The 26,050-nt window shown below is 42.7% G+C and carries 24 protein-coding genes, 1 pseudogene and 1 riboswitch; of the genes and pseudogenes, 14 read left to right on the top strand and 11 right to left on the bottom strand.

Translation table 11 applies throughout. The annotated features are described in order from the left end of the window. Positions 1-224 precede the first annotated feature (224 nt). Entirely contained in the window at positions 225-1,403 is a 1,179-nt protein-coding gene (locus AC3D28_RS03815; RefSeq protein ID WP_488536042.1) for an MFS transporter, read from the top strand. Between the two features lie 130 nt (positions 1,404-1,533). Here AC3D28_RS03815 and AC3D28_RS03820 read toward each other — a convergent pair whose 3' ends face one another. Next, on the bottom strand, positions 1,534-2,421 hold the full coding sequence (locus AC3D28_RS03820) for a DMT family transporter (protein WP_488535595.1): 888 nt from the start codon (positions 2,419-2,421) through the stop codon (positions 1,534-1,536). Between the two features lie 110 nt (positions 2,422-2,531). Here AC3D28_RS03820 and AC3D28_RS03825 point away from each other — a divergent pair, with 110 nt between their 5' ends. From AC3D28_RS03825 to AC3D28_RS03835, 3 genes are all read left to right on the top strand, one after another. Beyond that, the gene (locus AC3D28_RS03825; protein ID WP_488535596.1) at positions 2,532-3,014 is read left to right on the top strand and encodes a MarR family winged helix-turn-helix transcriptional regulator; all 483 of its coding nucleotides are present in this window, start codon (positions 2,532-2,534) and stop codon (positions 3,012-3,014) included. A gap of 123 nt (positions 3,015-3,137) precedes the next feature. Then, entirely contained in the window at positions 3,138-3,572 is a 435-nt protein-coding gene (locus AC3D28_RS03830) for an Mpo1 family 2-hydroxy fatty acid dioxygenase (RefSeq protein WP_098415663.1), read from the top strand. A 239-nt stretch (positions 3,573-3,811) separates the two neighbouring features. Continuing rightward, positions 3,812-4,132, top strand: coding sequence for a hypothetical protein (locus tag AC3D28_RS03835; RefSeq protein WP_098415662.1), 321 nt, complete (start codon positions 3,812-3,814; stop codon positions 4,130-4,132). A gap of 78 nt (positions 4,133-4,210) precedes the next feature. Here AC3D28_RS03835 and pilW read toward each other — a convergent pair whose 3' ends face one another. Together pilW and metA are read right to left on the bottom strand one after the other, a co-directional pair. After that, positions 4,211-4,936: a type IV pilus biogenesis/stability protein PilW gene (gene pilW / locus AC3D28_RS03840; protein WP_488535597.1), complete on the bottom strand. Its 726-nt coding sequence runs from the start codon at positions 4,934-4,936 to the stop codon at positions 4,211-4,213. A 147-nt stretch (positions 4,937-5,083) separates the two neighbouring features. Continuing rightward, a complete protein-coding gene (metA, locus tag AC3D28_RS03845; RefSeq protein WP_098415660.1) occupies positions 5,084-6,025 on the bottom strand; it encodes a homoserine O-acetyltransferase MetA in 942 nt (313 codons plus the stop codon). A gap of 353 nt (positions 6,026-6,378) precedes the next feature. Between metA and AC3D28_RS03850 the strand changes: the two genes are divergently transcribed. From AC3D28_RS03850 to AC3D28_RS03860, 3 genes are all read left to right on the top strand, one after another. Further along, positions 6,379-6,765, top strand: a complete 387-nt coding sequence (locus AC3D28_RS03850; protein WP_488535598.1) for a DUF6559 family protein — start codon at positions 6,379-6,381, stop codon at positions 6,763-6,765. A gap of 123 nt (positions 6,766-6,888) precedes the next feature. Continuing rightward, complete coding sequence (locus AC3D28_RS03855) at positions 6,889-7,224, top strand: DMT family transporter (protein ID WP_488536043.1); 336 nt, start codon at positions 6,889-6,891, stop codon at positions 7,222-7,224. 578 nt (positions 7,225-7,802) lie between these two features. After that, positions 7,803-8,756, top strand: coding sequence for an LpxL/LpxP family Kdo(2)-lipid IV(A) lauroyl/palmitoleoyl acyltransferase (locus AC3D28_RS03860; protein WP_488535599.1), 954 nt, complete (start codon positions 7,803-7,805; stop codon positions 8,754-8,756). A 141-nt stretch (positions 8,757-8,897) separates the two neighbouring features. Here the strand turns inward: AC3D28_RS03860 and AC3D28_RS03865 are convergent, their stop codons facing one another. Further along, positions 8,898-10,370 carry a carboxypeptidase M32 gene (locus AC3D28_RS03865; RefSeq protein ID WP_488535600.1) on the bottom strand — a complete coding sequence of 491 codons (1,473 nt, stop codon included), beginning with the start codon at positions 10,368-10,370 and terminating at the stop codon, positions 8,898-8,900. 234 nt (positions 10,371-10,604) lie between these two features. Here AC3D28_RS03865 and AC3D28_RS03870 point away from each other — a divergent pair, with 234 nt between their 5' ends. Continuing rightward, the gene (locus AC3D28_RS03870; protein WP_488535601.1) at positions 10,605-11,243 is read left to right on the top strand and encodes a LysE family translocator; all 639 of its coding nucleotides are present in this window, start codon (positions 10,605-10,607) and stop codon (positions 11,241-11,243) included. A gap of 68 nt (positions 11,244-11,311) precedes the next feature. On the opposite strand, the gene AC3D28_RS03875 is transcribed toward AC3D28_RS03870, so the two are convergent. Beyond that, positions 11,312-12,688: an alanine/glycine:cation symporter family protein gene (locus AC3D28_RS03875; RefSeq protein ID WP_488535602.1), complete on the bottom strand. Its 1,377-nt coding sequence runs from the start codon at positions 12,686-12,688 to the stop codon at positions 11,312-11,314. 131 nt (positions 12,689-12,819) lie between these two features. Beyond that, a riboswitch (glycine riboswitch) is annotated at positions 12,820-12,905 on the bottom strand. Positions 12,906-13,436: 531 nt separating this feature from the next. On the opposite strand from AC3D28_RS03875, the gene AC3D28_RS03880 reads away from it, so the two are divergent. After that, the gene (locus AC3D28_RS03880; RefSeq protein ID WP_098415653.1) at positions 13,437-13,595 is read left to right on the top strand and encodes a hypothetical protein; all 159 of its coding nucleotides are present in this window, start codon (positions 13,437-13,439) and stop codon (positions 13,593-13,595) included. Positions 13,596-13,631: 36 nt separating this feature from the next. After that, positions 13,632-14,366: a chromosome partitioning protein ParA gene (locus tag AC3D28_RS03885; protein ID WP_488535603.1), complete on the top strand. Its 735-nt coding sequence runs from the start codon at positions 13,632-13,634 to the stop codon at positions 14,364-14,366. Between the two features lie 59 nt (positions 14,367-14,425). On the opposite strand, the gene AC3D28_RS03890 is transcribed toward AC3D28_RS03885, so the two are convergent. The 3 genes and pseudogenes from AC3D28_RS03890 to AC3D28_RS03900 form a co-directional block, all read right to left on the bottom strand. Then, on the bottom strand, positions 14,426-14,809 hold the full coding sequence (locus AC3D28_RS03890) for a hypothetical protein (protein WP_179885658.1): 384 nt from the start codon (positions 14,807-14,809) through the stop codon (positions 14,426-14,428). A gap of 214 nt (positions 14,810-15,023) precedes the next feature. Then, on the bottom strand, positions 15,024-16,973 hold the full coding sequence (locus tag AC3D28_RS03895) for an LTA synthase family protein (RefSeq protein ID WP_488535604.1): 1,950 nt from the start codon (positions 16,971-16,973) through the stop codon (positions 15,024-15,026). 139 nt (positions 16,974-17,112) lie between these two features. Continuing rightward, positions 17,113-17,232, bottom strand: a pseudogene (locus AC3D28_RS03900) (DNA-binding response regulator); the annotation flags it as partial. A 157-nt stretch (positions 17,233-17,389) separates the two neighbouring features. On the opposite strand from AC3D28_RS03900, the gene AC3D28_RS03905 reads away from it, so the two are divergent. Beyond that, positions 17,390-17,518: a hypothetical protein gene (locus AC3D28_RS03905; RefSeq protein WP_488535605.1), complete on the top strand. Its 129-nt coding sequence runs from the start codon at positions 17,390-17,392 to the stop codon at positions 17,516-17,518. 31 nt (positions 17,519-17,549) lie between these two features. Here the strand turns inward: AC3D28_RS03905 and proX are convergent, their stop codons facing one another. The 3 genes from proX to proV are packed head-to-tail and all read right to left on the bottom strand — an operon-like array spanning position 17,550 to position 20,833. Next, complete coding sequence (gene proX, locus AC3D28_RS03910) at positions 17,550-18,557, bottom strand: glycine betaine/L-proline ABC transporter substrate-binding protein ProX (RefSeq protein ID WP_488535606.1); 1,008 nt, start codon at positions 18,555-18,557, stop codon at positions 17,550-17,552. Then, positions 18,550-19,641 (bottom strand): glycine betaine/L-proline ABC transporter permease ProW, encoded by a 1,092-nt coding sequence (proW, locus tag AC3D28_RS03915; protein WP_488535607.1) that lies wholly within the window; start codon positions 19,639-19,641, stop codon positions 18,550-18,552. Before proW ends, proX begins: the two co-directional genes overlap by 8 nt. Before the next feature lie 4 nt (positions 19,642-19,645). Next, positions 19,646-20,833, bottom strand: coding sequence for a glycine betaine/L-proline ABC transporter ATP-binding protein ProV (gene proV, locus AC3D28_RS03920; RefSeq protein WP_098415640.1), 1,188 nt, complete (start codon positions 20,831-20,833; stop codon positions 19,646-19,648). Between the two features lie 439 nt (positions 20,834-21,272). Between proV and AC3D28_RS03925 the strand changes: the two genes are divergently transcribed. The 3 genes from AC3D28_RS03925 to AC3D28_RS03935 all read left to right on the top strand — a co-directional run bounded on the left by AC3D28_RS03925 (position 21,273) and on the right by AC3D28_RS03935 (position 25,796). Continuing rightward, positions 21,273-23,153: a DUF294 nucleotidyltransferase-like domain-containing protein gene (locus AC3D28_RS03925; protein WP_488535608.1), complete on the top strand. Its 1,881-nt coding sequence runs from the start codon at positions 21,273-21,275 to the stop codon at positions 23,151-23,153. Continuing rightward, complete coding sequence (locus AC3D28_RS03930) at positions 23,150-23,899, top strand: 3'-5' exonuclease (protein ID WP_488535609.1); 750 nt, start codon at positions 23,150-23,152, stop codon at positions 23,897-23,899. Before AC3D28_RS03925 ends, AC3D28_RS03930 begins: the two co-directional genes overlap by 4 nt. A gap of 229 nt (positions 23,900-24,128) precedes the next feature. Then, positions 24,129-25,796: a BCCT family transporter gene (locus AC3D28_RS03935; RefSeq protein WP_098415638.1), complete on the top strand. Its 1,668-nt coding sequence runs from the start codon at positions 24,129-24,131 to the stop codon at positions 25,794-25,796. Positions 25,797-26,050 lie beyond the last annotated feature (254 nt).

A 26,050-nucleotide genomic window follows, 5' to 3' on the forward strand; every position in this document is an offset into this window, starting at 1 on the left:
AAATAACACTATAACTAGCCTAGCTGCTTTATTCGTATGATACATGATGCTCATTATTTATAGTTTTTATCTTGTCATTGTCTGTAAAATTATCACTTTATGATAGAAAATAAAATATTATTCGATTTTTAAATGGCTGTTATTTAAAAAAATAATTTAATAAGATCAAGATCACAGCGTAAAATTTCGCGGTTAAAAAAAATCAGTAAGGTGTTTTTTTGAAAGTGCTCAGTAAATATACGTTTGATATGCGGTCTATAAAGGTTTTTGTTTTAGTCATATTGATTGGACTAAACTTACGACCATTTTTGGTGGCGATAGGCCCTGCAATTGAACAAATTGTTCAAGACACGGGGTTAAACTATTCCACAACATCATTTTTGACCTTAATCCCGATGGCTCTGATGGGGATGGGGGCGTTAATTATCACGCGATTTCCATTCTTAGCGGAAAAAATCAGTTATTTGTTGATTGCACTAATAACGTTAACACTAGGAAATATAATCCGAATTTTTGCCCAGGAAGGGTCGGTGTTAATACTCTCAACCTTCATTTGTGGTGGAGCAGTTGCAGTGATTCAGTCTTGTGTCCCACGCCTGATCAAGCAGCACTTTAAAAAAAATATGCCGATAGTGGTTGGTTGCTATTCAGCATCACTAATGGTTGGCGGGGCATTAGGGGCACTCGTCACGCAAGCGTTAATTACTGAGGGTATAACATGGCAACAAAGTATGGCTTGGTTAGCATTACCATGTTTGGTTGCATTCATATTAACTTGGCTGATACTGCCTCGCAGTAAACTCTCTCAAAGTGGAAGATCCAATTGGATATTACTTTTTTACCAACGAAGTACTTGGAAACTAGTATTTTTGTTTGGATTGGTCAACGGGGCGTATGCGTCGATTGTAACCTGGTTACCTCCTTATTATCAGAAGTTTGGCTTCACACCAGAGCAAAGTAGTCACATGATCCTTGTATTATCGATGGTACAAGCTGGTTGTGCATTAGCGCTTCCGATAATTATAAAAAAACAAGGTGATCGACGTGCGTGGTTGTTATTGATGCTGGCTTCTTTAATTGTAGGGATGCTGGGAGTTATGTTGTGGCCAACGCTCTATGCCTATACTTGGGCGGTACTATGTGGTGCTGGCTTGGGAGGAGCCTTTTCTATTTGCATGCTGCTTGCATTAGAAAGGTATGAGAGTATCGAGCATTCAAATGCACTTAGTGTGATCATGCAAGGTGGTGGTTTCTTATTAGCGTCATTGTTCCCTCTCATATTTATTCTGTCGGTCGAGTTGTCTAGGCAGTTCCAAACAGGATGGGGGGTACAAGTGTTCGCGTTGTTCTGCGCCGGAGCGATATGTCTTCAGCTTCCAAGTTCGCAAGAGAAGCAGCATTAACGCAAGGTGTGCGGATTCAAACACGCTTCTTATTTAGAGGCGTGTTTGATGAAGAAGGGGGCTCTGCGTCTGCTCAATAGGAAGAAATTTCAGAACGCCCGCCTTTATTCTCGGGCGTTAATATATTTTGTTAGGGAGACAGCACTTGTTTTTTGGTTCTTACAGAAGCAATCAGTTGCGGGAGCAATGACATAACAATCATGCCTAGCATCAAGCTGTATTGAAGAGGGGTGAAGGTCTCGCCTAGTAATAGTAGACCGGAAAAAATCCCAGCGATGGGGTTTGCTATACCACCAAATGTGAAGTCAACGACAGACATGCGCTGCAGTAACCACACATACATACCATAACCTAAAGCAGTGTTGAGAACGATAACCCATAGTAACCCTAGAATGTTTGTCATTGATGTATTTTGGACAGCATTCACATATGGGGCTGGGTTAGTTATCGCAAGCACACCCGTTGCGATGGACATGATCACTCCCCCCAAAATCAGCTGCCATGTCACCACCGTCCACCAATGCATTTTTGTCCCTAAGGACTTGGTAACGCTACTGCCTATTACGATACACATAATGGCTGATACCATCGCTAATAAGCCCATTGGATTTAACGTAATAGCACTCGGGTCAAATAAGAACCAAGCTAAGACAATCAACGTGGCTCCGCTTACGGCTTGAATAACAGTTGGCTGGCGTTTGTATACTGCCCAACCAAAAATCATAGCAAATACAGGTACCGAAACCATACCAACACCAGAGATAGCGGAAGGAAGCGTCAACGCCATCACAAAAATGAGGCCAAAGAAGCAAGCGATGTTGATGGTTCCCAGCACAAGCAGCACTTTCCACTCGCTTTTTTTCGGGAAAGACGGTTTTATTGCCAATAATAACAAACCTGCTGGTAATGCTCTTAGCGCGCCCAGCAAAACTGGGGGCCAGTCCGGTACCGTAAATTGTGTTACCGCGTAAGTGGTTCCCCAGAAAAAGGCAGGGATCATTGCAAGTAGAATATTCATGTCAAATATCTTTACATTGAGGTAATTAACTATAAAGGTATAGACAAGGTTGCTTTTTGTAAAGTATCTTTATGTTAAAATAAATATTAAGCAATACTTGGAGAGAAGTAATGGACGCTATTGATAAAGTGGTAGAGCAGTGGGCTAAAGAAAAGCCAGACCTCGACACAAAACCGATGGCAATAATGGGGCGGCTAATGAGGATCGCCAAGCATATGGAAGCTCGCGTTGCCGAGTTGCACAAGAAGTATGATCTTAAAATGGGTGAATTCGATGTTTTGACTACCTTACGTCGAGCTGGCTCGCCATATTGTCTTACTCCCTCTGAACTGATTGCGTCGATGATGCTTACCTCGGGAGCAATGACGAACCGCTTAGATAAGCTGGAACAGAAAGGGTTCATAACGAGAACACACAGCAAAGAAGATCGACGCAGTGTTACGGTTGAGTTGACCGATAAAGGCTTAATGCTAATCGATAAGTTAATCCTAGAACATGTTGAAGTTCAGCAGGCGCTGATTCAGGGCTTGGCAAGCGATGAGAAAGAGCAGATTAACCAAGCGTTAAAGCTGTTATTGCCCCAATTCGAGTGATACATGTTAGAGTCAAAGTGGAACCAGAAAAGAGAGAAGTGTAAACATTGCAGTGACTAAAAATTCGCACCTTTTTCAACCTCGGGCTATATAAAAAGAAGTAGGCCGAAAAAAGGAAGCAATATGCGAGCACTATCTGAATGGCTAAAGGACTATGGTGAGAGCCATCAAAACCCAATTAATCAAAAAATCCACACTGTTGCCGTTCCGGGTATTTATCTTTCTATCGTCGGACTCATCTGGTCAATCCCTCAAATCCCCATTCTTGGTTTCGAGCTTAATTGGGTCTGGTTAGCTGTCGTGCCCGTGTGGGCCTTCTATTATCGTCTTTCTCTCAGCGTTTTTATGATGATGCTAGGTTACACGCTAGCGTGCATTAGCCTGATCTGGTCATTGGAAATACTGGCGCTTCCGGTGTTACATATTTCCATGCTTTTATTTGGCGTGTTATGGATATTGCAGTTCATTGGTCACAAAATTGAGGGTAAAAAGCCTTCTTTTTTTGAAGACTTTCAGTTTCTGTTGATTGGTCCAATTTGGGTGTTTAGAAAGCATTAACACTGTTCCTTTACGCCATTAGGACGCTCTCAAAACTATCTGCCGCCTGAACAACCTGTCATTCTCGTAAACTCAGTATTTTGAGGTTATTTGGAGATATACTTACCTAACCGCGATTAGGTGATATCAACCTTTGTCCAAGCACTCACTTCTGATTCACACTATGATTAACGTGCGACGAAAGCATTTAACCGTAATGTTTATTCTGAGTGACATTGTCACTTTTCGAGGGGGGAGAAATGTACAACCGCGAACACAAGTACGTTTATTGGCGAGAAGAACGTAAGAAAGGTAAGTGGCATTACATCATGAAATCATTTTTTATGATTTTCTGTACATTATTGCTCGGTAAAGTTATAGGGTTGTTTATCTTTGGGGAGCTGCATTCATTTAATGACATATTCGAGCAGCTACCCGCGGATTTTTTTATCATGATGATCGTTGGTTTCCCTATCAGTGTTATCGGGTGGCATCACGAGGAATCAAAGTTTTTCCGAGCGTTACGACGTAGAGAGAAACAATTGAAAAATGAAGGTAACAATAAATCCAAGCCAAATTAACCACTTGATCCACAGGCTGCCAATATATACCCCAAACATCTTAGATTATTTGGGTATCGCTTTTCTCGTTGGCTAGAATTAAGACATCTGCTCTAACTGTTTCTGATATTTTTGCTCTAGTGATTCATTTCCTGCCGCACGCTCTAATAGAATCATTAGTTGTAAAGAGGGTTTCTTGATGCCATACGTTTGGTTAAATCTCAGCAATCTTATTCTTGCGTCAGTGTAGTTCCCTTCCTCAATCTCTAGCTTAGCAAGTTGTAGAATAGAACTGGGCCTGTGGGGATCGTGGTCAATCGCGCGAGCGAAGTAGTATTGTGCTTTATCTCTATTTTGCGATTTTAATGCGCAAAATGCGGCATTTTCGTAGCTGGCAGGAATGAGATAGTAGTAGGGTTGTTTAATCGCACGATTAAACATTTGATCTGCTTTTTGGAAGTCGCCTCGTTTGCAAAGGAAGGTACCATAATTATTTAGTACGTTGCCGTTTTTAGCGTGTTGGCGTAACGAGCGTTTATACATTTTTTCGGCTTTGGAATCTTCACCAACGGTTTCGTAGTAATGAGCCATGGATAATTGAGCTCGATAGTACTGTGGCGCGTGAGTTAAAGCTTGCTGTAGATTGTCATGAGCGCGAACCATATTACCACCCTCTAAGTAGCCAAGACCAAGAGCGATACGTGACTCTGCCATTTCCACCGGATCCGCTTTTGCTATGAGACCGCCATCTTTGTTTACAGTGACGCAGCCTACGAGTGCAACTTGAGATATCAATATAAGTGCACTTAACTTAACTGTTTTCATTCTTCGTCCCTACATCCCTGAATCTCACAGCATAATATGAATTACCCAGCAAAAGCCCATGGAGGAAAAATTACTATGCGATCAGGTTTGCAAACTAGTATAAAAAAGCCGTGATATGGCGGCTTAGTTCACATGCTTAGTAAAGCTCTAATCGTCTTTAGTGAAAGCCTCCTCACTAAAGTGGTCAAGGTCGTAAGGGGTTTGTTGGTAAACGCAGTAGTTAAGCCAATTTAAGAACAATAAATGTCCGTGACTTCTCCAACTCGCAATCGGAGGGTTATCTGGATTGTTATTCTGATAATAATTGACCGGAATAGCGGGTTCCATGCCTTCACTCAAATCGCGAACATATTCGTTGTGCAATGTGAGAGAGTCGTACTCGGGATGGCCGGTAACAAACACATTTCGCTTGTCTTTTGTTGTCGCTAAATAAACACCCGCGACATCTGACGTCGCGAGAATATCCAGATCGGTATGCTCTTCTAAAAAGTGCGGTGAAAAGTCAGCATAACGTGAGTGAGGCGCTAAGAAAGAGTCGTCAAAACCACGCAAAATAGGATGGAATTGATTGTGAATTTGGTGATGATAGACGCCAGACAATTTCTCTTTACGTGTTTTTTTTGGAAGATCGTAAAGTAATTTTAAGCCTGCTTGAGCTGCCCAGCACACATACAGAGTGGACGTGACATGATCCTTTGCCCACTCCATAATCGTTTTAAGGTGGTCCCAATAGATAACGTCTTCAAACTGAACTAATCCAAGCGGTGCTCCGGTGATGATCATACCGTCGAAGTTTTTACCCTTTACCATTTCAAATTGTCGATAAAAAGTATCCAAGTGTTCGGTTGGCGTGTTTTTACTTGGACGGTTGTCAATGCGAAGCAGTTCGACGTTTACTTGCAGTGGGCTGTTTGAGAGTAGGCGTAGAAACTGAGTTTCAGTTTCTATTTTTTTGGGCATCAAATTCAAGATCAGAACTCGCAAAGGTCGTATTTCCTGACTCGCGGCACGCGTCTCACTCATGACGAAGATGTTTTCTGTCCTTAGTACATCAGTAGCTGGTAATTGGTCTGGAATTCTAATTGGCACGACTTTCTCTCCCTAAGTCCCTAAGTGAAGCTATTGTAGACGTCTATACTTCTAAAGTTAACTTAATTAAGTTTAGATGTCGACACGAAATATGACTTTTAAATCGGGTCTTGATGCTATTAGGCTTCACCGTTCATGCGTGGTCATATGATTGTGATTAGAGCAGAGTTTCTGGTCAGATTTGTTTGAAAAGCCGTGAGTACTGTTTGATGGTGGTTATGAGATCAAGTTAGTATACAAAAGTAGCTTAAATAGCAACCTAGTCCCTCATTCATGAACCATAATAAGAAAATAGTCAGCGCATGAGTGTGCGCACATATAAATATCAGTCAACATCGTCAGTGGAGGACATTATGTTCGGTATTTTTAAGAGAAAAACAAAAATTCAGAGCATCGCTCAAGAGGTTCCTAACGTGCTACTGCGCTCGTTTGGCGATAAAGACACTTATGCGCCGAAAGAGATTGATCAAGCCCTTAAGGAGCTTGGTTATGATAAGAGTAAGGATCTGAGTCATTATCAGTATGCGTATGGAATGTTCGCCAATGAAGCATTGTACGTGCAGCTAGGGTTGACGGATGAGTTAGGTAACTATGGTCACTTTCAACGTGAAGTGGGTAAGATGTTGCTCAATACACCAGAGCCGATTGATATGCACATCTATTTTGCTATTTCTCAACAATACCAGAAAGTGCGTCACGCTCCATCTCGTCGAGGGCTAGGAGAAGGCGATGGCGCTTAATCACTGATATCGGTGTAGCATCATGAGATGAGTTGGGTATAATGCGCGGCTTAATATCCTGACATATTGTCAGTTACCATTTCCGTTGAGCGTTGATGCCTTATGTTCAAAATGCTTGTTTCTATGCCGCCGATGATGGCGTTATCGATAGCAATTGTGTGTGAAGTTATTGCTACTTCCTATATTCCCAAAACAGAGCAATTTACAAAATTGATGCCAAGTACGATTGTATTGGTCGGCTACAGCATTGCTTTCTTTTTATTATCTGTAACGATGAAATCGATGCCTGTCGGTGTCGTGTATGCGATATGGAGTGGGGCTGGGATTGTGCTTATCGCGACCGTTGGTTACTTTGTTTATGGGCAGCGGCTTGATTTACCAGCGTTGGTTGGAATTGGGTTTATTATCATGGGAGTAACGATAGTGAACCTGTTATCAAAAACAGTTGGACACGGATAGTGGTGTTTAAACAAATAGGGGACTTCTTTCCCACTGGATATATATCGTACGCAGTGTTCGCATTGTTCTGCCTGTAATTAGCGATTGCACTCCGAATCTTGACCTTATCCCAAGGTTAAGGCCTAGATTAACTTGAAATCGGTTGTAAAGTTGTCAGGAGATGAGCGTGGGGTGTTGTAATCAAGTGCCAAAAAGTGGCACTGGAAAACGGTCTTATTTACTTAAATTCATTGCGGTTTTTTTCTGATTATTTTTGTGATGGCGGCTCTTTGAGGATAAAAATTTAGCGAGGCTGATACTAAATTCAAGATCTGGAAAGCACTCGGTTATATCTATCCCAACTTTCACAAAGAGAGTAGATCAATTGCTCCAATCGATGTTACCGTGGCTGCTCATTTTTTGCCGCTTTTACATTTTCTACATGTTCCTGCAAGGTTCTTATTGTGTAGTGTGTCGAAGAACTATCAAACCCGCGCGCTTTAATTTATGCAGTAAGCGCTATCAATGATAGAAAGCTTAACAAATTATCATTACTTTTTAATTACTTATAATAGATGGGCACATCTGACGATACTCACATGAATAAATACAAAATGCCTAAATTTAAGGCTGAATTTCTATTGCCTCGTTATTGGGGAACCTTATCCATCATTGGAATGATGTACCTACTCAGTCTCCTTCCTTTCAAAATTCAATTAGCATTGGGTCGTGGTATCGGTCGTTTAGCCATGCGTATCATGAAAAAGCGTCAAGTTACGATCAGGCGTAACCTTGAGCTCTGTTTTCCAACCATGAAAGAAAGCCAACGCGAGGCGATTTTAAGAGACAACATCGACAACACCGGCATCGCGTTGTTTGAAACAGCAATGGCATGGTTTTGGCCCGATAAAAGAGTCAATAAACACGTTACGATTGAAGGGATGGAACACTTAGAAGCGTTAGAAAAGTCGGGTAGAGGCGTGTTAATGCTTGCTGTCCATTCTATGAACTTAGAGCTAGGTGCTCGTGCGTTTGGCATTAAAAAGTCAGGGACGGGGGTTTATCGCGCCAACAACAATCCGTGTTTCGATTACTTTCAATACAAAGGGCGTTCGCGTTCTAACCGTACTCTGATCGATCGTAAAAACGTTAAAGCGATGCTGAAGACATTGAAATCAGGCGGGCGTGTTTGGTACGCACCCGATCATGATTATGGCGCTAGACGTTCAACGTTTGCTCCTCTGTTTGCTGTTAAGAATGCTTGTACAACAACAGGCACCAGTATACTAGTAGATGCAACGGATTGCGCGATTGTACCTTTTACTATGGTAAGGGGTGAGAATGGGCATTATACATTGACCATTAGTGCGCCCGTTGACGGTTTTCCAAAAAATGACCTTAAGAGCGCTGCGATTTTTGTCAACAAAATAGTGGAATCGTCGATTATGGCTAGCCCGAGCCAATATATGTGGTTACATCGCCGTTTTAAAACGAGACCGGACGGTGAAAACTGCCTGTATAAACCCAAATTGATCCCCGTTCTGGCGCAATAAATACAGAAAAGCCCAAGGAGGAGATGCCTTGGGCTTTTTATTCCTATTTAATCAAATATTTACATCCAATTCTCTCTGTTTTCTATCACGATAAAAAAGGTGTTCGATTGCTGGAGAACCTGCTTTCAATTGTTTCCGAATTTATAGGTAACGACTTCTTAAGTGGGCTTGGAAGTGTTGCGCATTGAGCGTCTCCGCCGTCGCTTGCTTCACCAGTTCATCCGTTGTTAGCAAACTTCCTTTGCTCCAAATTTTCTCTGAAAGCCAAGTAAAGATCGGACTTAAATCTCCGCTTCTAATGGATTCATCGACATCCACCGTTTTATTCATCGCCGCCATAAACTGAGCTGCGTACATCGCACCGAGGGTGTAGCTCGGGAAGTAACCAAATGCTCCGTCCGTCCAGTGAATATCCTGCATACAACCGTCTCTGAAATTACTTTCTGTTGCTAGGCCTAAGTAGGCTTTCATCTTTTCGTTCCACAGCTCAGGCACGTCGGTATGTTTGATCACTCCATTCATTAGGTCGCGTTCTATTTCATAGCGAAGAATAACGTGTGCAGGGTAGGTCAACTCATCAGCGTCTACACGGATAAAGCCTCTTTCTACGTGTGTATAGATATTAGTTAGGTTTGCTTGTGAAAACTCGTTGCCTACAAAATGGCGCGATGTAAGCTTAGCAAGGTGTTCAATAAACGCGCGGTTTCGACCAATTTGCATTTCAAAGAATAAAGACTGTGATTCATGAATACCCATTGAGCGAGCCTGACCTGCAGGCGTTCCCGCGAAATCTTTTGGTAATCCTTGCTCATAGCGAGCATGACCCGTTTCGTGAACGATACCCATTAATGATTGTACAAATTCACTTTCATCATAACGAGTCGTGATGCGTACGTCTGTAGGTACTCCGCCACAAAATGGGTGGACACTCTCATCAAGTCGACCATGCTCAAAATCAAATTGGAGTAAGTTCATGACTTCTAAGCCAAGTTTTTTCTGTTTTTCAGCCGGATAATGACCATTAGGAAGCAAGGTATGATTTGATCTCTGTTTTTCAATCGCCTCATCAATCAGCGATGGAAGCCATGTTTTTACGTCAGAAAAAAGTTGATCTAATGAAGCCGAATCCGTTCCTGGTTCATAAATGTCTAGCATAGCGTCGTAGGGCGTTGTGCCATTGGCTTCTGACCGAATTTGAGCCTCTTCTTGCGAAAGTTTGACGACTTCGGCCCAGTTTTTTTCAAATCCTAGCCAGTCATTTTTTTTACGTTGTGTACGCCATGCATGCTCGCACTTTGATCCTGCGAGAGACTGAGCTTGCACTAACGATTCAGGTAATAGATTTGCTTGTTGCCATCCACGTTTCATTTCACGCAGAACGGCTGTTTCGTTGGCTGATAATGTTTCTTCTTCTGCTTGGTCGAAGAGATCACTAAGGTGTGGTTGAGTCATGAGAGAGTGGATATGTACGTCGAGTTCAGCCATCGCATTGGAGCGGGCTTGCGCACCTCCCGAAGGCATAACGGCAGCTTGATCCCAGCCAATAATGGCAGACAGATGGTCAAAATTGGCGACTTTTTTTGAATGTTCGACGAGTTTTGTAAATGCATTCATGTGACTACTCTTATTTCTTGTTTTCCTAACCCCTCTAACCGGCCACTAAATACTATTAAGGGGGCACTCAAGTTTCTTTTAGGTTGCGTTATCTAATTTACTAATTATTAACAAATAATGATGTCTCATTCTCCACAGATTCATCCAGTTGTATAGATCTCATAAAAAAGAAGCTTGCGAATAACCTAGATTGACGGTATTGGTATCCGATTACCAATCAATGATCACAATAATATGGATATTTTAAATTTTGAGGCATTTCTAATTGCCATCACAATTTTAACGCTGACCCCAGGCTTAGATACGGCTTTAGTTATTCGTAATACCAGTCGAGCTGGCTTAAAAGATGGCTGTACGACCAGTTTAGGTATTTGCTTTGGTTTGTTTGTGCATGCGTTCTTTTCAGCGGTAGGGATTTCAGCGATCCTCGCTCAATCGGCCGAATTGTTCCAAATCGTCAAAATGATTGGTGCAGCGTATCTTATCTGGTTAGGCTTAAGCAGCTTAAAGACACTGATGTCACCGAATAAAGGCATATCAGTGACAGATCAAATCCATGAGGTTTTTAATGGTAAACGTTCGTTCAGAGAGGGGTTTCTATCGAATGTATTGAACCCTAAAACCGCGGTATTTTACTTGGCTTTCCTACCGCAGTTTGTAAACCCAGAAGGGTCGCCTTTGCTGCAATCAATGATGATGGCGTCTGTTCATTTTATCATTGCGATGGTCTGGCAATGTAGCCTAGCGGGAGCATTAAACTCAGCGAAAAACTTACTAAAAAACGCCAGATTTATGAAATGGATGGAAGGGACGACCGGTGCTGTTTTAGTCGCGTTAGGCGTTAAGCTACTTATTGAAAAGCCCGCGGTTTAACTGCGGGCCTTGTTTTTTTACAGCTTCCAACTTGTTTGAATAGCAGCCAGTAACAACTGGTTATTGAATTACACTTTCACTACGTCAATGTCATCAGGTTGAGTCGATGGACTGAAGAACAGCTTTGTTTCTGCCAACACGACGTGACGTAGAGCGATCAAGCCAATGAGGTTAGGAATCGCCATTAGGCCATTTACGATATCAGCCAACAGCCAGATCATATCCAAGTGGAGGAATGCGCCTGAAGCAACCAAACCAACAAAGATTAGCTTATATGGAAGCACAGCTTTGGTACCAAAAAGGAAGACCACGCAACGTTCACCGTAGTAGTTCCAACCAAGAATGGTCGTAAACGCGAAGAACATGAGGCCGATAGACACCAGCATTGGTCCAAATGTGTCGGCGTTTAGGCCAACCGCAAACGCATGAGTCGTCATCGCTGCACCGGCGAAGTCACTTTGCCATGCATCTGTCAGGATTAAAGCAAGACCCGTCATCGTACAAATGATAATGGTATCGAAGAAAGTACCCGTCATTGAAATCAGACCTTGTTTTACGCAAGAATCTGTTTTCGCTGCCGCCGCCGCCATTGGTGCACTACCCAAACCGGATTCGTTTGAGAACACGCCACGTGCAATCCCCGATTGGATAGCCAACATGATGCTTGCGCCCAAGAAGCCACCTGTCGCTGCCGAGGATGTGAATGCAGATACCAATACCAACTCAACGGCGTTTAGCAATTGGTCGGCATTCATGATGATCACACTTAAGCACGCCAATACATAGAGCACCGCCATTGTTGGGACCACTTTACCTGCCACGTTTGCAATTGACTTAATACCACCTAAGGTAACGACTGCCACCAAAAAAGTGAGTACAAACGCAGACAGCTCACGGTCGACACCGAGAGATATCTCACTGGCGTCCAGAATCGCGTTCACCTGTGGAAACGTACCAATACCAAAGCAAGCGACACCCAAAGCAAATACCGCAAACATGATGGCAAGAGTTTTTGAACCAACGCCATATTGCAGGTAGTACATCGGACCGCCGATCATTTGGCCTTTATCGTCAATACGACGGTATTTTACCGCCAACAAGCATTCAGCGTATTTGGTTGCCATTCCAAACAGAGCAGCAAGCCACATCCAAAAAAGGGCACCTGGTCCACCAAGTTTGATTGCAGTTGCAACACCGACAATGTTACCTGTACCGATAGTTGCAGATAGTGCAGTACAAAGTGCTGCAAAGCTAGAAACATCACCTTGTTTATCAGATGATTTATCTTTACTGAATACCATCGCTAACGCAGTAGGGAGGTGTTTAAATTGGATCAAACCTAAGCTAAAAGTAAAGTAAACACTGGTGCCCACAAGCAAAATAAGCAGCGGTGGACCCCAGACAAGGTTATCTATGGTTTGTAGTAAAGATTGTAGGTCGTTCATGATTTCCCCTTAATAAAAACAACTAACTAAGGAGAAGAGGGAAAGGACGAAATCAATGATCTCTAATCGAACTGAGCTATTTATTGAAGGCGGGAGGGCCGAACAAAATAATCAGGTTGTAACTTTCCACTCCTCTGTCCTTTTGCCTGAGAGTTTCACCTTGCATGAGTGCAAGACTTGCTCCTTCGGCGACCGATTTAACGGTTCTCTCCAGAGGTTCCTCCAACAACAGTCCCCGCTACCTAAGTAGCACCTGAAATAGTTAATTCTTCGGCGAGTTATGCTAATCAAATGTTAACTTTTGATTGATAACTACTCTCCTGCAGTCTTCATCGGAACAATTACTCAATCAAATGAGTAAAGGCTAGTTAATGATGCTGGCCATCATTAACGTGTGAACTTTATCATGTTTTTGGGCTATTTCAACACTCTGTATTCATTTATTTCCAACGAATTCAACCAATGTGGTCGTTTGGGCTGAGTCAGCGCCGATATCAAGGTTATCGGCTGCATAAAGCACTCATTTGGGATAAAAATAACTAAAGAAAAACTTTCATTCCTATGAATGCATTACAGCAGGACAAAAATAAGTTATTCAGTTAAGACCACAAAATTGCTTAAAAGCGGAGCACTTACTTTAAAATCTACGCTAAGTTGACCTTATGAAGCGTACAAATAGGTTACAATGAATTTTTGCGGGATTGTCTATAGACTTAGGCAAATTTTCACAAATGGACAAGGAGGCTGTATGACCAGATTGTTAGTTATTGCGATGTTGATTGCAGTAGCGTTTGTGCTATTTCGTTATCGAACCAATGAAAAAGTTCAAAAAGCGACCGTCATAACATTAATTGGCGCATTCCTGATTTATACCGCATCGATTATGTTTGCGGAGTTGATTCGCTAGCAAAGCAAAAGCAAAGAACCCTTGGAGTAACAGACGGTGAGTTCTCAGAAAAATATGGAAGAACAAGACGACGTGGTTGTCATTGAAGAACGTGACAAACGCACTCACATCTATATCGCGATTGCTGCGATATTAGGCTTAGCATTTGGAGGTCTTGTCGGTTCCATAGTAACGGCGAATAAGTGGGAATCGACCTACCGCGTTTTAGAAGAAAAATACCAAATACTAACGCAAGATAAACAACAATTAGTTTCTCAAGTTACAGTACGTGAAGAAAGCCTAGATAAAGAACTTCAAGACAAACTAAATAAACTTCTTACAGCGAAAGAAGTAACGCACAAACAAGAGCTCAAGAAACTACAAAAGCAGTTAACTGAACTCGAGAAAGTCAATCTGTCACTGGAATCTCAAGTGAGACAACAGAAAGATAAAATCAATACCACAAAGATTGAAAACGAAAAGCTAAGTCGTCAGACTGATATGCAAGCGACTATTTTTGAGCGTTCACGTGAAGTGTTCCAAAAAGAGCTGAAAGTTTCACAACAGTTAGAGTCTCTCGAGAAAGAGCGTACAAAGTTACTGCCTAAAATAGAGAAGCTGAAAAAAGAGTGCGACGTATTCCTAGAAGGTAAGTCTTGGGATGTAAAATCAGATGCGTGTGATAAGCATGATGAAGCAAACTCGCGTTTAAGTCAGATTGATCAGATGATTGAAGTTTATAAACTTGACCTAAAGCAGATCAAAGCGCTCACAGAAGACATGGGTTTATAAGCAACTCTGGCTTAAGTGAGAACAAAAAGGGGCTCATTGAGCCCCTTTTTTACGTAAGATTAGATACGTGATGCATCATAACCCGATGCGAGGAGTAATTCTCGTTCACGCTTAATCAGCTGGGCGCGATCTTCAATTAGTTCATTTAATGCCTGAGATGGCCGGCGAGCGAGCGCTTTGAATGATTCAAAAGATTCAGCGTTGTCTATTTCTTCAATCATTGCGCTAATAACGTTGCGGGCTTCACAAGGATTGCTCGTGGTGGTGAAATACTCCACTTGTTTCGCCGCGACTTTCATCTCAGTGAGCAACTCAAGCGGGCTACTTTCTTTAGCCACCGCCATGTAGTTATCCAAGACGCGCTTGGCGTACAGAAGTTCTTGAAGAGGGATATCGCGTCCACTTTCGATGAGGGAGTCACTAAGGATCATACTTGAGCTCATGGGCATTCCTTTATTTTTCATACAGCCGCTGGTGTTTACTCGAGTCTAATTTATTGACGTCTGAATGGGAATGGTTGAGAAGCAATTCAAACGATATCGTAATGCAATGGGTCGGAGAACGGACTTACCCCCTGCAACTTAGGCCTCTAAACTCCAATGGTATTCATGTACTGGCATGAGCTTAGGTCATGTTATATCAGCGAATAAAAGGGGGTTAATTAGTATGTTTCGAAGAGTACCAGTTGTTTTGATACGCTTTAGAAGCAAATAGCGCGTGAGCTTTGGCTCTTTCAATTACAGATTCATCGACGTCCAATGGCTTCATTGTTTGGTTTTTAAAGTCGTACTCCAAGGTCGACACTTTTCCGCCCGGAGAAAGTACAACCAAGTTATCGCGCGTTAAATAACCAAAGTTTTTGTCGTATTGCATCATTGCTCGCTCATCCTCCCTAGCTATTGATTTGGTTAAATCGCGGCCAATCATTGGCGTTTTCGCATCGATACCAATTAAAGAAAGCAGCGTTGGCGGCATATCTATATTGCTTGCAAGACGGTCATCTTTGCGTGGCTGAATGTCTTTACCAATGATCAACGCAGGGATGTGGAAGTGCTTAACTGGAACAAGGCTAGCGCCAGAAGCACGAGCGTCATGGTCCGCAATCACAATAAAAATAGTGTCATCCCAGTAGGAGGATTGCTTTGCGTTGTCGAAGAAGGTGCCCAGAGCGTAATCTGAATACTTCACGGCGTTGTTACGGGTCATGTACTTTGCATCGTACTGATCGATTTTACCTTGGGGGTATTCGTATGGACTATGGTTGCTGGATGTAAATACTAAGCTGAAGAATGGTTTGTCGCTTTTTGAAAGGCGGTTAAACTCTTCATCCGCCTTGTTATAAAGATCTTCATCACTTACCCCCCAAGAGCCCACAAAGTTTGGTTTTGGGTAATCTTTTTCTTCCACAATTTGGTCAAAGCCATTGCCAAAGAAAAAGGTCTTCATATTGTCGAAGTTGGCCTCGCCACCGTAAATAAACCCGGTTTGATAACCTTGATCTTTCAGTAGCTGGGCAATGGTGAAGAAGCCGGTCTGACTTTTGCTCAGCTTTACAACTGCACGAGAAGGCGACGGTGGAAAGCCCGTTGTCACGGCTTCAATGCCCCGCACAGAACGCGTACCTGTGGCGTACATTTGGGTGAATTGCCAGCCTTCTGCCATTAACTCATCAAGATTGGGTGTAAGTGGTAAGCCTCCTAAAGAACCAATAAATTGTGCGCCTAAGCTCTCTTGCAGCAAAATCACCAAGTTTTTCGGCTTACCTTGATATATCGCGGGGTTACTGTTCATCGTTGGTAACCAAGTCAGGTCAAAGTCTGATTTAGTTGAAGAGGCTCGCACTAACTCCAACATCTTTTGGTTGTCCATCTTGCCGTAAAACTGTTCAGCGCTTTTTTCTGACTTCATGTTATTTATGGCAAACAATAATGAATATGAAGAGTTGAGTGCTAGGTCATTTAATAATGGATCGTTGGAAAATGCCACCATTGCAGGGTTGAGTGGACGATGACCTAGTGATGATCGCGCACCAGTAACGCCAAGAAGAACAACAAATATTGCTAATAGTGGCCGCCATTTCCAGTTGACCTGTTGTGCGCGGTCGGTCAGTTTTTTGCTCCATTTCCAACCAAGAAAAAGTGTTAAAACCGTACCTATACCACCAATAAAAAGCGTTAGTTTGTAACCAGCCCAAAGCATACTCATTACTTCTTTAGGGTAGATTAGATACTCAACGAATAGGCGATTTGGACGTAAGTCGTACTCCTGAATGAATGGTGCAGTCGCGAGCTCCATATACACAATCAGCCAAAGTCCAACAACCATCCAAAGGCGTAGAAGCCACTTCCAACATCCGCCAATCTTCTTATTTAATGGCAAAAGGGCTGAAAGGAGGGCAGGCAAAATAAATAACCAGCACAATGTAGCAACATCGACACGAATACCTTGAGCGAGTATATAAAAGAAGTCATTTAAAGTATCAATTCGTTCAAGTTGCCACGAAGCGAGAACAATGCGTGAAGCAGATAAAAAAACGAGTGAAAACAAGGAAAAAACAACAATAGGCTGTAATGGTCCCCAAATGGATCTTTTTGGCACGTTTCTCATAGTTATTCGAATAATTTTGTTATCTTGTGTTGTTTTTAACAAAGCAAGCGTGAAATAAATGTGAATTATAATGTGGGGCTACTCATCAACGAGGAAAGGTGGTTAGGTAATGCCTTGCATCATAAACTTCTTACGTGCTACCGGATTGATGGCGAATCAATACGCGTAATCTTGTGAGTAATTCTTCTAGTGCAAAAGATTTGCCCAGATAATCATCTGCACCACCGTCTAACCCTTGTACACAGTCACGTATGTTGTCTCATGCTCAATAACATTTTCCACAATGGGTGTGTGGAGTAGACAATTTCTAGTGTAAACCCCTTTGCTAAATTTGATGCATAGTGTTTCATTAGCGCTTCCTTTGTTTTGTCTGTTACCCGTAAGGTAAAGCGCAAAACTTAAGAAACTCTTAAGAAATGAAATTTAAATCGACAATTAAAGCGTTTGAATGTGGGTTGGTGGAGTGCCATTTCGCAAGTGGTGAGCGTAGAGAGTGGAAAGAGAAAATAAAAGAAGAGCCAACTGATGGTGTCAGTTGGCTCTAAAGTTTTTATAAGCAGAATCAGTTGATAGAGTTTACATCGCCGCTTTTTTCGCTTCTTCTACCCATGCATCAAATGTCTTCTGGTTTGCTTTGATCCAACCATTCACGTGAGATTCGATGTCTGCTGAGCTATTTTTACCTTGGCTCATCATCATGTTCTGTGCACTCACATCATTGATGTTAAGTTTGATGATTTCAAACAGCTTAGCTGCTGCTGGGTTGTTTTCGGTAAACTCTTTGTTCGCCACGATACTCATCGAGTTCATTTCGAAGCCGTAGTTTTTACCGTTCTTTAAGGTAGTGTCGATGTCTTTACGCTCGCCAGGCAATGAAGAAAATGGCACTTCTAACCAAACTACGTCTTTACCCGGAACCAATACACCACTTACCCAGTATGGTGTCCAAGTGTAGTAAAGAATCGGGTCACCTTTTTTATAGCGAGAAATGGTATCTGCGATGATTGCTGCGTAGTTACCTTGGTTATGAGTTACGGTGTCACGAAGGCCGAAAGTGTCAAGTTGATGCTCAACCACTAACTCACAACCCCAGCCTGGGTTACAACCGGTGAGATCTGCTTTACCATCATCATTCGCATCGAAGAGTTTTGCTAATTTTGGATCTTTCAACTGACCAATATTAGTGATGTCGTATTTTTCAGCGGTTTTTTTATCGATAAGGTAACCTTGGGCTGCACCACTGACATAGCGTCCTTTGCGGAAGAAACTATCATCACCACCAGACATGGTGTACTTGTCAGCGTGAAGAGGGAACCAGCCTACTGCTAGGAAAGTTGCATCCCCTTTGGCAATAGAGGTGTAACCGACGTTGTAATCCACTTCTTTGGTTGGTTTTACATCGTAACCAAGTTCTTCCAGCGCACGATTTACAATTAAAGTTTGAAACGTTTCTTCAGCAACAGTCGATTGAACAGGCTGAACAGTGACACCTTCTCCTGGCAATTCGCTTGCCACAGCATAAGTTGAAAATGCGACAGTGCTTAATGCTCCCATAGAGAGCGCTTTCTTCCATGAATTATTCATTGATGTTTCTCCTAAGTTTTAGATCGTCTTGGTTCGTCTTTGTTTTCAGTTTTAATAGGTATGAAACAGGACCTGTGTGATACCAACGGAGCTTGGTGTTACCCGCATTTACACCCAGAACTTGAGTAATGCGGTCCAATAAAATTGCGAGAATTACGATACCCAAGCCACCAACAGCGGCAAGCCCCATATCCAGTCGGCCGATACCACGTAATACCATTTGGCCCAAACCACCTACAGCAATCATGGACGCAATGACCACCATAGAGAGCGAAAGCATCAAGGTTTGGTTCACACCCGCCATGATAGTAGGTAGAGCTAATGGTAATTGAATTCGATATAGCATTTGTTTCTTGCTTGCACCGAAGGAGTGACCTGCTTCTATAAGCTCTTCAGGGACTTGTTGAATACCCAAAATCGTTAAACGCACGACCGGAGGCAGGGCGAAAATGATCGTTACAACAACACCCGGTACGTTACCAATACCAAATAGCATAACGATTGGAACAAGATAAACAAACGCTGGAGTCGTCTGCATGGCATCCAAAATTGGTCTCACAAACTTAGCTGCAGTGTTGCTTCTCGCCAACCATATTCCCATTGGTAACCCAATTAACAAACAGAAAAATACGGCGGTTAGCACCAGTGCCAGTGTTGTCATGGCTTGCGCCCAGGCGCCAATCAAGCCAATAAAGATAAGAGAGGCGAAGGTTGAGACACCAAGTTTTACGTTTGAAAATTGCCACGCTAACAAGAATAAAATTAGTACCATTATCGGCGCGGGTGTCGATACCAGCGCAGTTTCAAATGAGGTCAGAATAAAGTCGATTGGAATCCGAATCGCTTGGAAAACCGGACGACCATGTTCTACTAGCCAGTTTAGGCCTGACTCCACCCATGTATCGAGTGGCAATACTGCATCTTGGAACGGGTTCATAATATCGAATGGCGCTTGTTCCACGGTCTCTGAACTTAGCCAGTCATTGCTTGGCGTAGCTTCTGTACCTGTACCTTGCGACCAAGGATCATCTTGAGCAGGGGTAGTGTTCGACCAGGGATCATTATTAGTTTGTTCTGATGACATCGTGTTAATCCTTATCTAGTGTTTGCAGAAGACGTGATTTAGTCACGACACCAAAGTACTTACCTTGCTCATCTACTACAGGTACGGCATAAGGAACGCCAGCTACCAACCCCAAAATATCATTAACTGATTGGTCTGGCTGAAGAGTGACCTCGTCCGTTAATTGTGCACTGGTTAAAGAACGGTTTTCTTTATGAGCCAAGCGCAGTGAGTCGAGAGACACAATGCCGGAATATCGGTTAGATTTATCGACAACAATGCCGTAATCACGGTCATGATCCATCAGGAGCTGCATTGCAGAGCCTGGTCCATCATGCTCAGACTTTTTGAAGACTGCCGCTGGTTTTTTACGAGCGATGTCTTTTACTGTCAATACACTTGCTATGTTTACGCCACGGAAGAATGCTTCCACGTAATCATTTGCAGGCTTGTGTAATATCTCATCTGGCGTACCAACTTGGACAACTTCACCGTTTTGCATAATGGCAATACGATCACCGATGCGCATTGCTTCGTCTAGGTCATGAGAGATGAATACAATCGTACGTTTATCATCGTTTTGCAGTCGGATCAGTTCATCTTGCATTTCAGAACGAATCAGTGGGTCGAGGGCTGAAAATGCCTCGTCCATCAACAGAATATCAGGGTCGCAAGCCAAAGCTCTCGCTAAGCCAACTCGCTGTTTCATACCGCCAGAAAGCTCATCAGGGAAAGATTCTGCATAAGGGTCTAGGCCTACACGTTCTAATGCAGAAAGAGCATTTTGATTACGTTCATTAATATTGACGCCGGCAAGCTCTAAGCCGAATGCTGCATTTTCGATTACAGTCATGTGGGGCATGAGCGCAAAACTTTGGAATACCATCGAGATATTATTACGACGAACTTCTCGCAGATCATCTTCAGAGATGTGGGCAATGTCTTTACCTTTCAGGTAAACATTCCCTTTGGTAGGTTCAATAAGTCGGTTGAGAAGACGAACGAGGGTGGACTTTCCCGAGCCGGAGAGGCCCATGATAACAAAAATTTCACCTTCATTGATGGTGAGAGATACATCGTTTACGCCGACTGTTAAACCTGTCTGTTCAAATATATTGTCTTTATCGATACCTTGTTCGATAAGTGAGAAAGCTCTTTCAGGCGTTTCTCCAAACACTTTATACAGTCCCTTAACTTCCAGTATGGGATCCATGTTATTTGTCCTTTTTTGTGTGTTTATAACTGTCTAACGATTTGTACTCTAATTAATTTTAGTTCAAATTTCAACGAATGCGATGATGTTAATTGTATTGGAATACATGCGACGCATAAGTAAAGTCCCACATTTTTATTGATTTAATTTAATTTAAAAACAATGGCTTATAGTTTAAGTGTGGTGGTTTCAGCAGAAGCATAATAATAGGGTGAATTAATTTTGAATTTTATCAGAACATTTCAAGTCAGTATGGGTGCATATCTATAGAGAGGGCCTGGTCTGTGGTTTAGACTTAAAACTATTAGAGGTCTAATGGTTGGGTGGTGTTTTGTTCTACGAAATAAGTTAAGTATTGTTAATCTTAGATTTATTTATTGCTTGATTTAATTCTTGGTGATATTTATCGCTGTAGTTTAGGCAATGTATGGAATAAAGAATGGAAGCCGAACAGTTAGAAGTGCTCAACTTCATTAGCCAGTATCCACCTTTCGATGAACTACCAGAGGAGTATCTGAAGAACATCGCTCTCAATGCTGAAGTTGCGTACTTTCGGCAAGGGACTGAAATCCTTAACTCTGGAGACACGATTCACGACTTGTATATGGTCAGAAGCGGCGCGGTAGAGATCTATCGACGTAAAGGTGAGTTGTATAACAGAATTGATGCTGGTGGACTTTTTGGCCAGATGGGCTTGCTAATGAACAATCGTGTTCGTATGCCAGCCAAAGCAATAGAAGATACCTTGGTTTACTGTATTCCTGAAACTATCTTTAATGAGCTCTGTGATGAATTTGAAAACTTTGCAGACCACATGGAACTGGAAGACAGTGCGCGACTACGTACTGCTATTTCAAGCCGCTCTGAAGGTAATGATTTTACTACCGCAAAGGCACGTAAGATACTTGCCAGAGAACCGATAACGTTAGAAGTAACCGCGTCCATTCAGGAAGCCGCGATACTTATGGCAGAAGAAAACATCACGTCTTTGCTGATTGTTCGACCAGCTGAAGAGTTAACAGAAGAGGACGATGAACAACTGCTTGGCATTCTTACTGACCGCGATCTTTGCATTCGCGTATTAGCCCAAGGTATTGATACCAATGTGCCTGTTAGTGAGGTCATGAGTTATGACGTGGTTTCTTTAGATTATAACGCCTACGTTTTTGAAGCCATGTTGACCATGCTGCGCTACAACGTCCACCATCTTCCTATTTTAAAAGATAAAAAGCCGATTGGTATTATCGGCATGACAGATATCGTTCGTTATGAATCTCAAAGCAGTTTGCTGCTTGTCAGCTCCATATTTCAGCAAACCAGTGTTGAAGATTTGAAATTAGTCTCTGAACAAGTCAAAGATTGTTTTGTTCGTATGGTTAACGAAGATGCAAACGCCCATATGATTGGTCGAGCAATGTCCGTTATTGGGAGCAGCTTCAAGCAACGATTAGCAGAGTTGGCGGAGCAGGAGTTTGGTCCTGCTCCAATACCGTATTGTCTCGTGGCCATGGGGTCGATGGCCAGAGATGAGCAATTAATTGTGACTGACCAAGATAACGCGCTTATTCTCGACAATAGTTACGATGCAGAAAAACATGGTGAGTACTTCGAGAAATTTGCCAAATTTGTTTGTGATGGATTAGCGGCATGCGGCTATGCTTATTGTACCGGAGGTATCATGGCGACAAATCCGGAGTGGCGTAAAACTCGTGCAGAATGGGAAGAGTGTTTTGGCAACTGGATTGACAACCCAACGCCAGAAAGATTGTTGAATAGCAATATATTCTTTGATCTCTTGGGTGTGCACGGGCGTGTGAAGTGGGCCGAACAGTTGAGTAGTTTTATTGTGCGACGAGCAAAAAGAAATAATCGTTTCCTTGCTTGTATGGCTTATAACGCGATACGCAGGACACCGCCATTAGGCTTTTTCAAAGACTTTGTCATGGAAAAAGATGGTCGACACCGCAACTCTATCAACTTGAAACGAAGAGGTACGGCACCACTTGCAGATTTAATACGAGTACATTCGCTTGCTATTGGTTCCCGTGCACAAAACTCGTTTGATCGTTTGGATGATATTAACGATGCTGGGATACTGCCCAAAGGACGAGGAATGGACTTGAGAGATGCAATGGAGTTGATTTACATGGTTCGCATTCGTCACCAAGCGATAGACATCGAGAATGGCGATGAGCCTGATAATAATATAGAACCAGAAAACATGTCTGAGTTTGAGCGACGCAATCTAAAAGCGGCATTTCAGATCTTCAGTAATGCCCAGAACTTTATTAAGTTCCGTTACCAGAGAAGTGGTAAATGATGTGGTTCTCGACAAGTAGAACGAAAGAGCAACCGCTGCTGAATACAGCTCAAATACCGGAGTGGTCATGCTTGTTCAAACAACTCGCTGCACAGGCAAAAGACGAAAGGCTTAAACGTTACTACTCAACCCCTATGGTCAGTGGTAGCACTCCCTTAGAAGAAGTGCCGTTTGTCTCGGTCGATTTTGAAACGACGGGTCTGAATGCCGAAGAAGATGCGATTCTCACGATAGGTCTTGTGCCATTCAACATTGATCGTGTTCAATGTAATGGCTCAGCGCATTGGGTGATCAATCCTAATCGTGAGCTCAATCAAGAATCGGTTGTGATCCACGGGATTACAGATTCTGAAGTCAAAAACGCACCTCAATTGCCCCAAATTTTGGGAGAAATATTAGATGCACTCGCAGGCAAGGTTGTGTTGGTCCATTATAAAAACATCGAACGGCAGTTTTTTAATAACGCTTTAGTTAACTGTATTGGTGAAGGTATACAATTTCCAGTTGTTGATACACTAGATATTGAATATGCGATTCAGCGTCGAGAGTGCATGGGAGTTCTCAACAAATTAAAAGGTAAAAAGCCTGGCTCAGTGAGGCTAGGGCACGCTCGAGAGCGCTACGGCCTTCCAGCATATCAGCCTCATCATGCATTGACTGATGCTCTTGCAACCGCTGAGTTGTTTCAAGCGCAGTTGCAATATCACTTTGATCGAAGCATGCCCATTTCTTCGATTTGGCAATAAAAGTTGTTTATCATTAAAGAACAAAACGCAATGATTTATGGGGAGATGATTATGATTGTGACCTAGAGTAGCTAGGGTCTGTGACGAAGAAAAACAAACAAACCTTAATTTAGAATATGTTTTTTACTTGAATATGTGCTTTGTGCTTGGTAGTGATGCCAATGTTACATCACTCAGACTCCGACAAAAGTAATTTAAATTTGGTCACGTATTTTTAAGGAGATTATCCGTGAGCACCGATAATGATAATAACGGAGGCATTCAACGCCCCGATGGAAAGGTAAATGCGATAGACACTGACTACCAAATTGGTCAGGATAATGTCGCGTTAAAAGTAGGGCCTTTTGGTCTTGATATTCATAACCGTGTTTTTGCAATTTCTGGGATGGCCATCATCCTATTCGTTGTGGCGACACTGACATTTCGTCAACAAGTAGAACCGTTTTTTGCGGGCTTACGATCATGGCTGGTATCCAATTTAGATTGGTTCTTCTTGGCGTCTGGTAACGTTTTTGTGGTGGTTTGTTTACTGCTGATTGTTACGCCACTTGGTCGTGTGAGAATCGGTGGTACAGAAGCGACGCCGGATTATTCTTATGCTGGCTGGTTAGCCATGTTATTTGCGGCTGGTATGGGCATCGGTTTGGTGTTCTTCGGCGTGTCGGAACCAATGTCTCACTTTAGCTCAGCGATTGGTGGCGTGAGTGTCGAAAACGGCGTCCGTACTGACTGGGCTCCCCTCGGTGGTGCAGAAGGGGATGCAAGTGCTGCATCAACGTTAGGTATGGCCGCGACTGTTTACCACTGGGCGCTTCACCCTTGGTCAATTTATGCATTATTAGCTCTTGGTTTGGCTATCTTTTCGTTTAACAAAGGTTTGCCACTGACTATGCGCTCGATTTTCTACCCATTATTCGGTGAGCGCATATGGGGATGGACTGGCCACATCATCGATATATTGGCTGTTGTCGCGACCGTGTTTGGTTTGGCCACATCATTGGGGTATGGTGCTTCTCAAGCGGCGACAGGTTTGAACTTTTTGTTTGATATACCAATGACAAACACAACGCAAGTTGTACTGATCGTTGTCATCACTGCCCTTGCGTTAATCTCTGTTGTGGCAGGGCTAGATAGTGGTGTAAAGCGTCTATCAGAAATCAATATGGTCCTAGCTGCATTGTTGTTGCTATTTGTGATTGTTGTTGGCCCTACACTGGCCATCCTAACGGGGTTCTTCGAAAATATTGCATCCTATGTGACGAACATTCCAGCGCTTTCAATGCCGTTTGCACGTGAAGATGTAAACTACTCTCAAGGTTGGACTGCATTCTACTGGGCATGGTGGATCTCTTGGTCACCATTTGTGGGCATGTTTATCGCTCGTGTATCTCGTGGACGTTCTGTACGTGAGTTCATCATTTGTGTGATTTTGATCCCTTCTACCGTATGTGTATTTTGGATGACTGCATTCGGTGGAACGGCGATTAGTCAATACGTTAATGACGGATACCAAGCGGTATTTGAGGCCGAATTACCACTAAAATTATTCGCAATGTTGGATGTTATGCCTTTCGCAGAGATCACCTCTCTTGTCGGTATTGTTCTGGTTGTTGTGTTCTTTATCACTTCGTCAGACTCAGGTTCCCTAGTCATTGATACAATCGCCGCGGGCGGTAAGGTCGATGCACCAACGCCTCAGCGTGTATTCTGGTGTACATTTGAAGGCTTAGTGGCAATTGCGTTAATGCTTGGCGGTGGCTTAGCTGCGGCTCAAGCGATGGCCGTCACCACTGGCTTACCATTTACCATTGTATTGCTCGTTGCCACAGTTTCTCTGGTGAAAGGCTTAATGGATGAACCGCGGCCAAAAGTAAAAAGTAAAACTAGGAAAAAGTGAAGTAGAGTCTATCAATATTATTGATAAAAACGGCATGCGAAAGCATGCCGTTTTTATGTCATCAAGTTTTGATGACAATGAACGTGCTGAAAATTTATAGTTTATTGTGCGTTTTTTGTACGGTTTATTTAAATGACTTTTTAATAAGTTAGACATCGAACGATTTAAAGACTTGGCTGATTGGTTTGTTTTTGTGATCTAGATCACAAAAAAGCGGATAAAATGCCCGAATATTTGATTTTTAGTCGCGAGAA

The sequence above is a fragment of the Vibrio sp. TAP-3B genome, assembly GCF_057784735.1.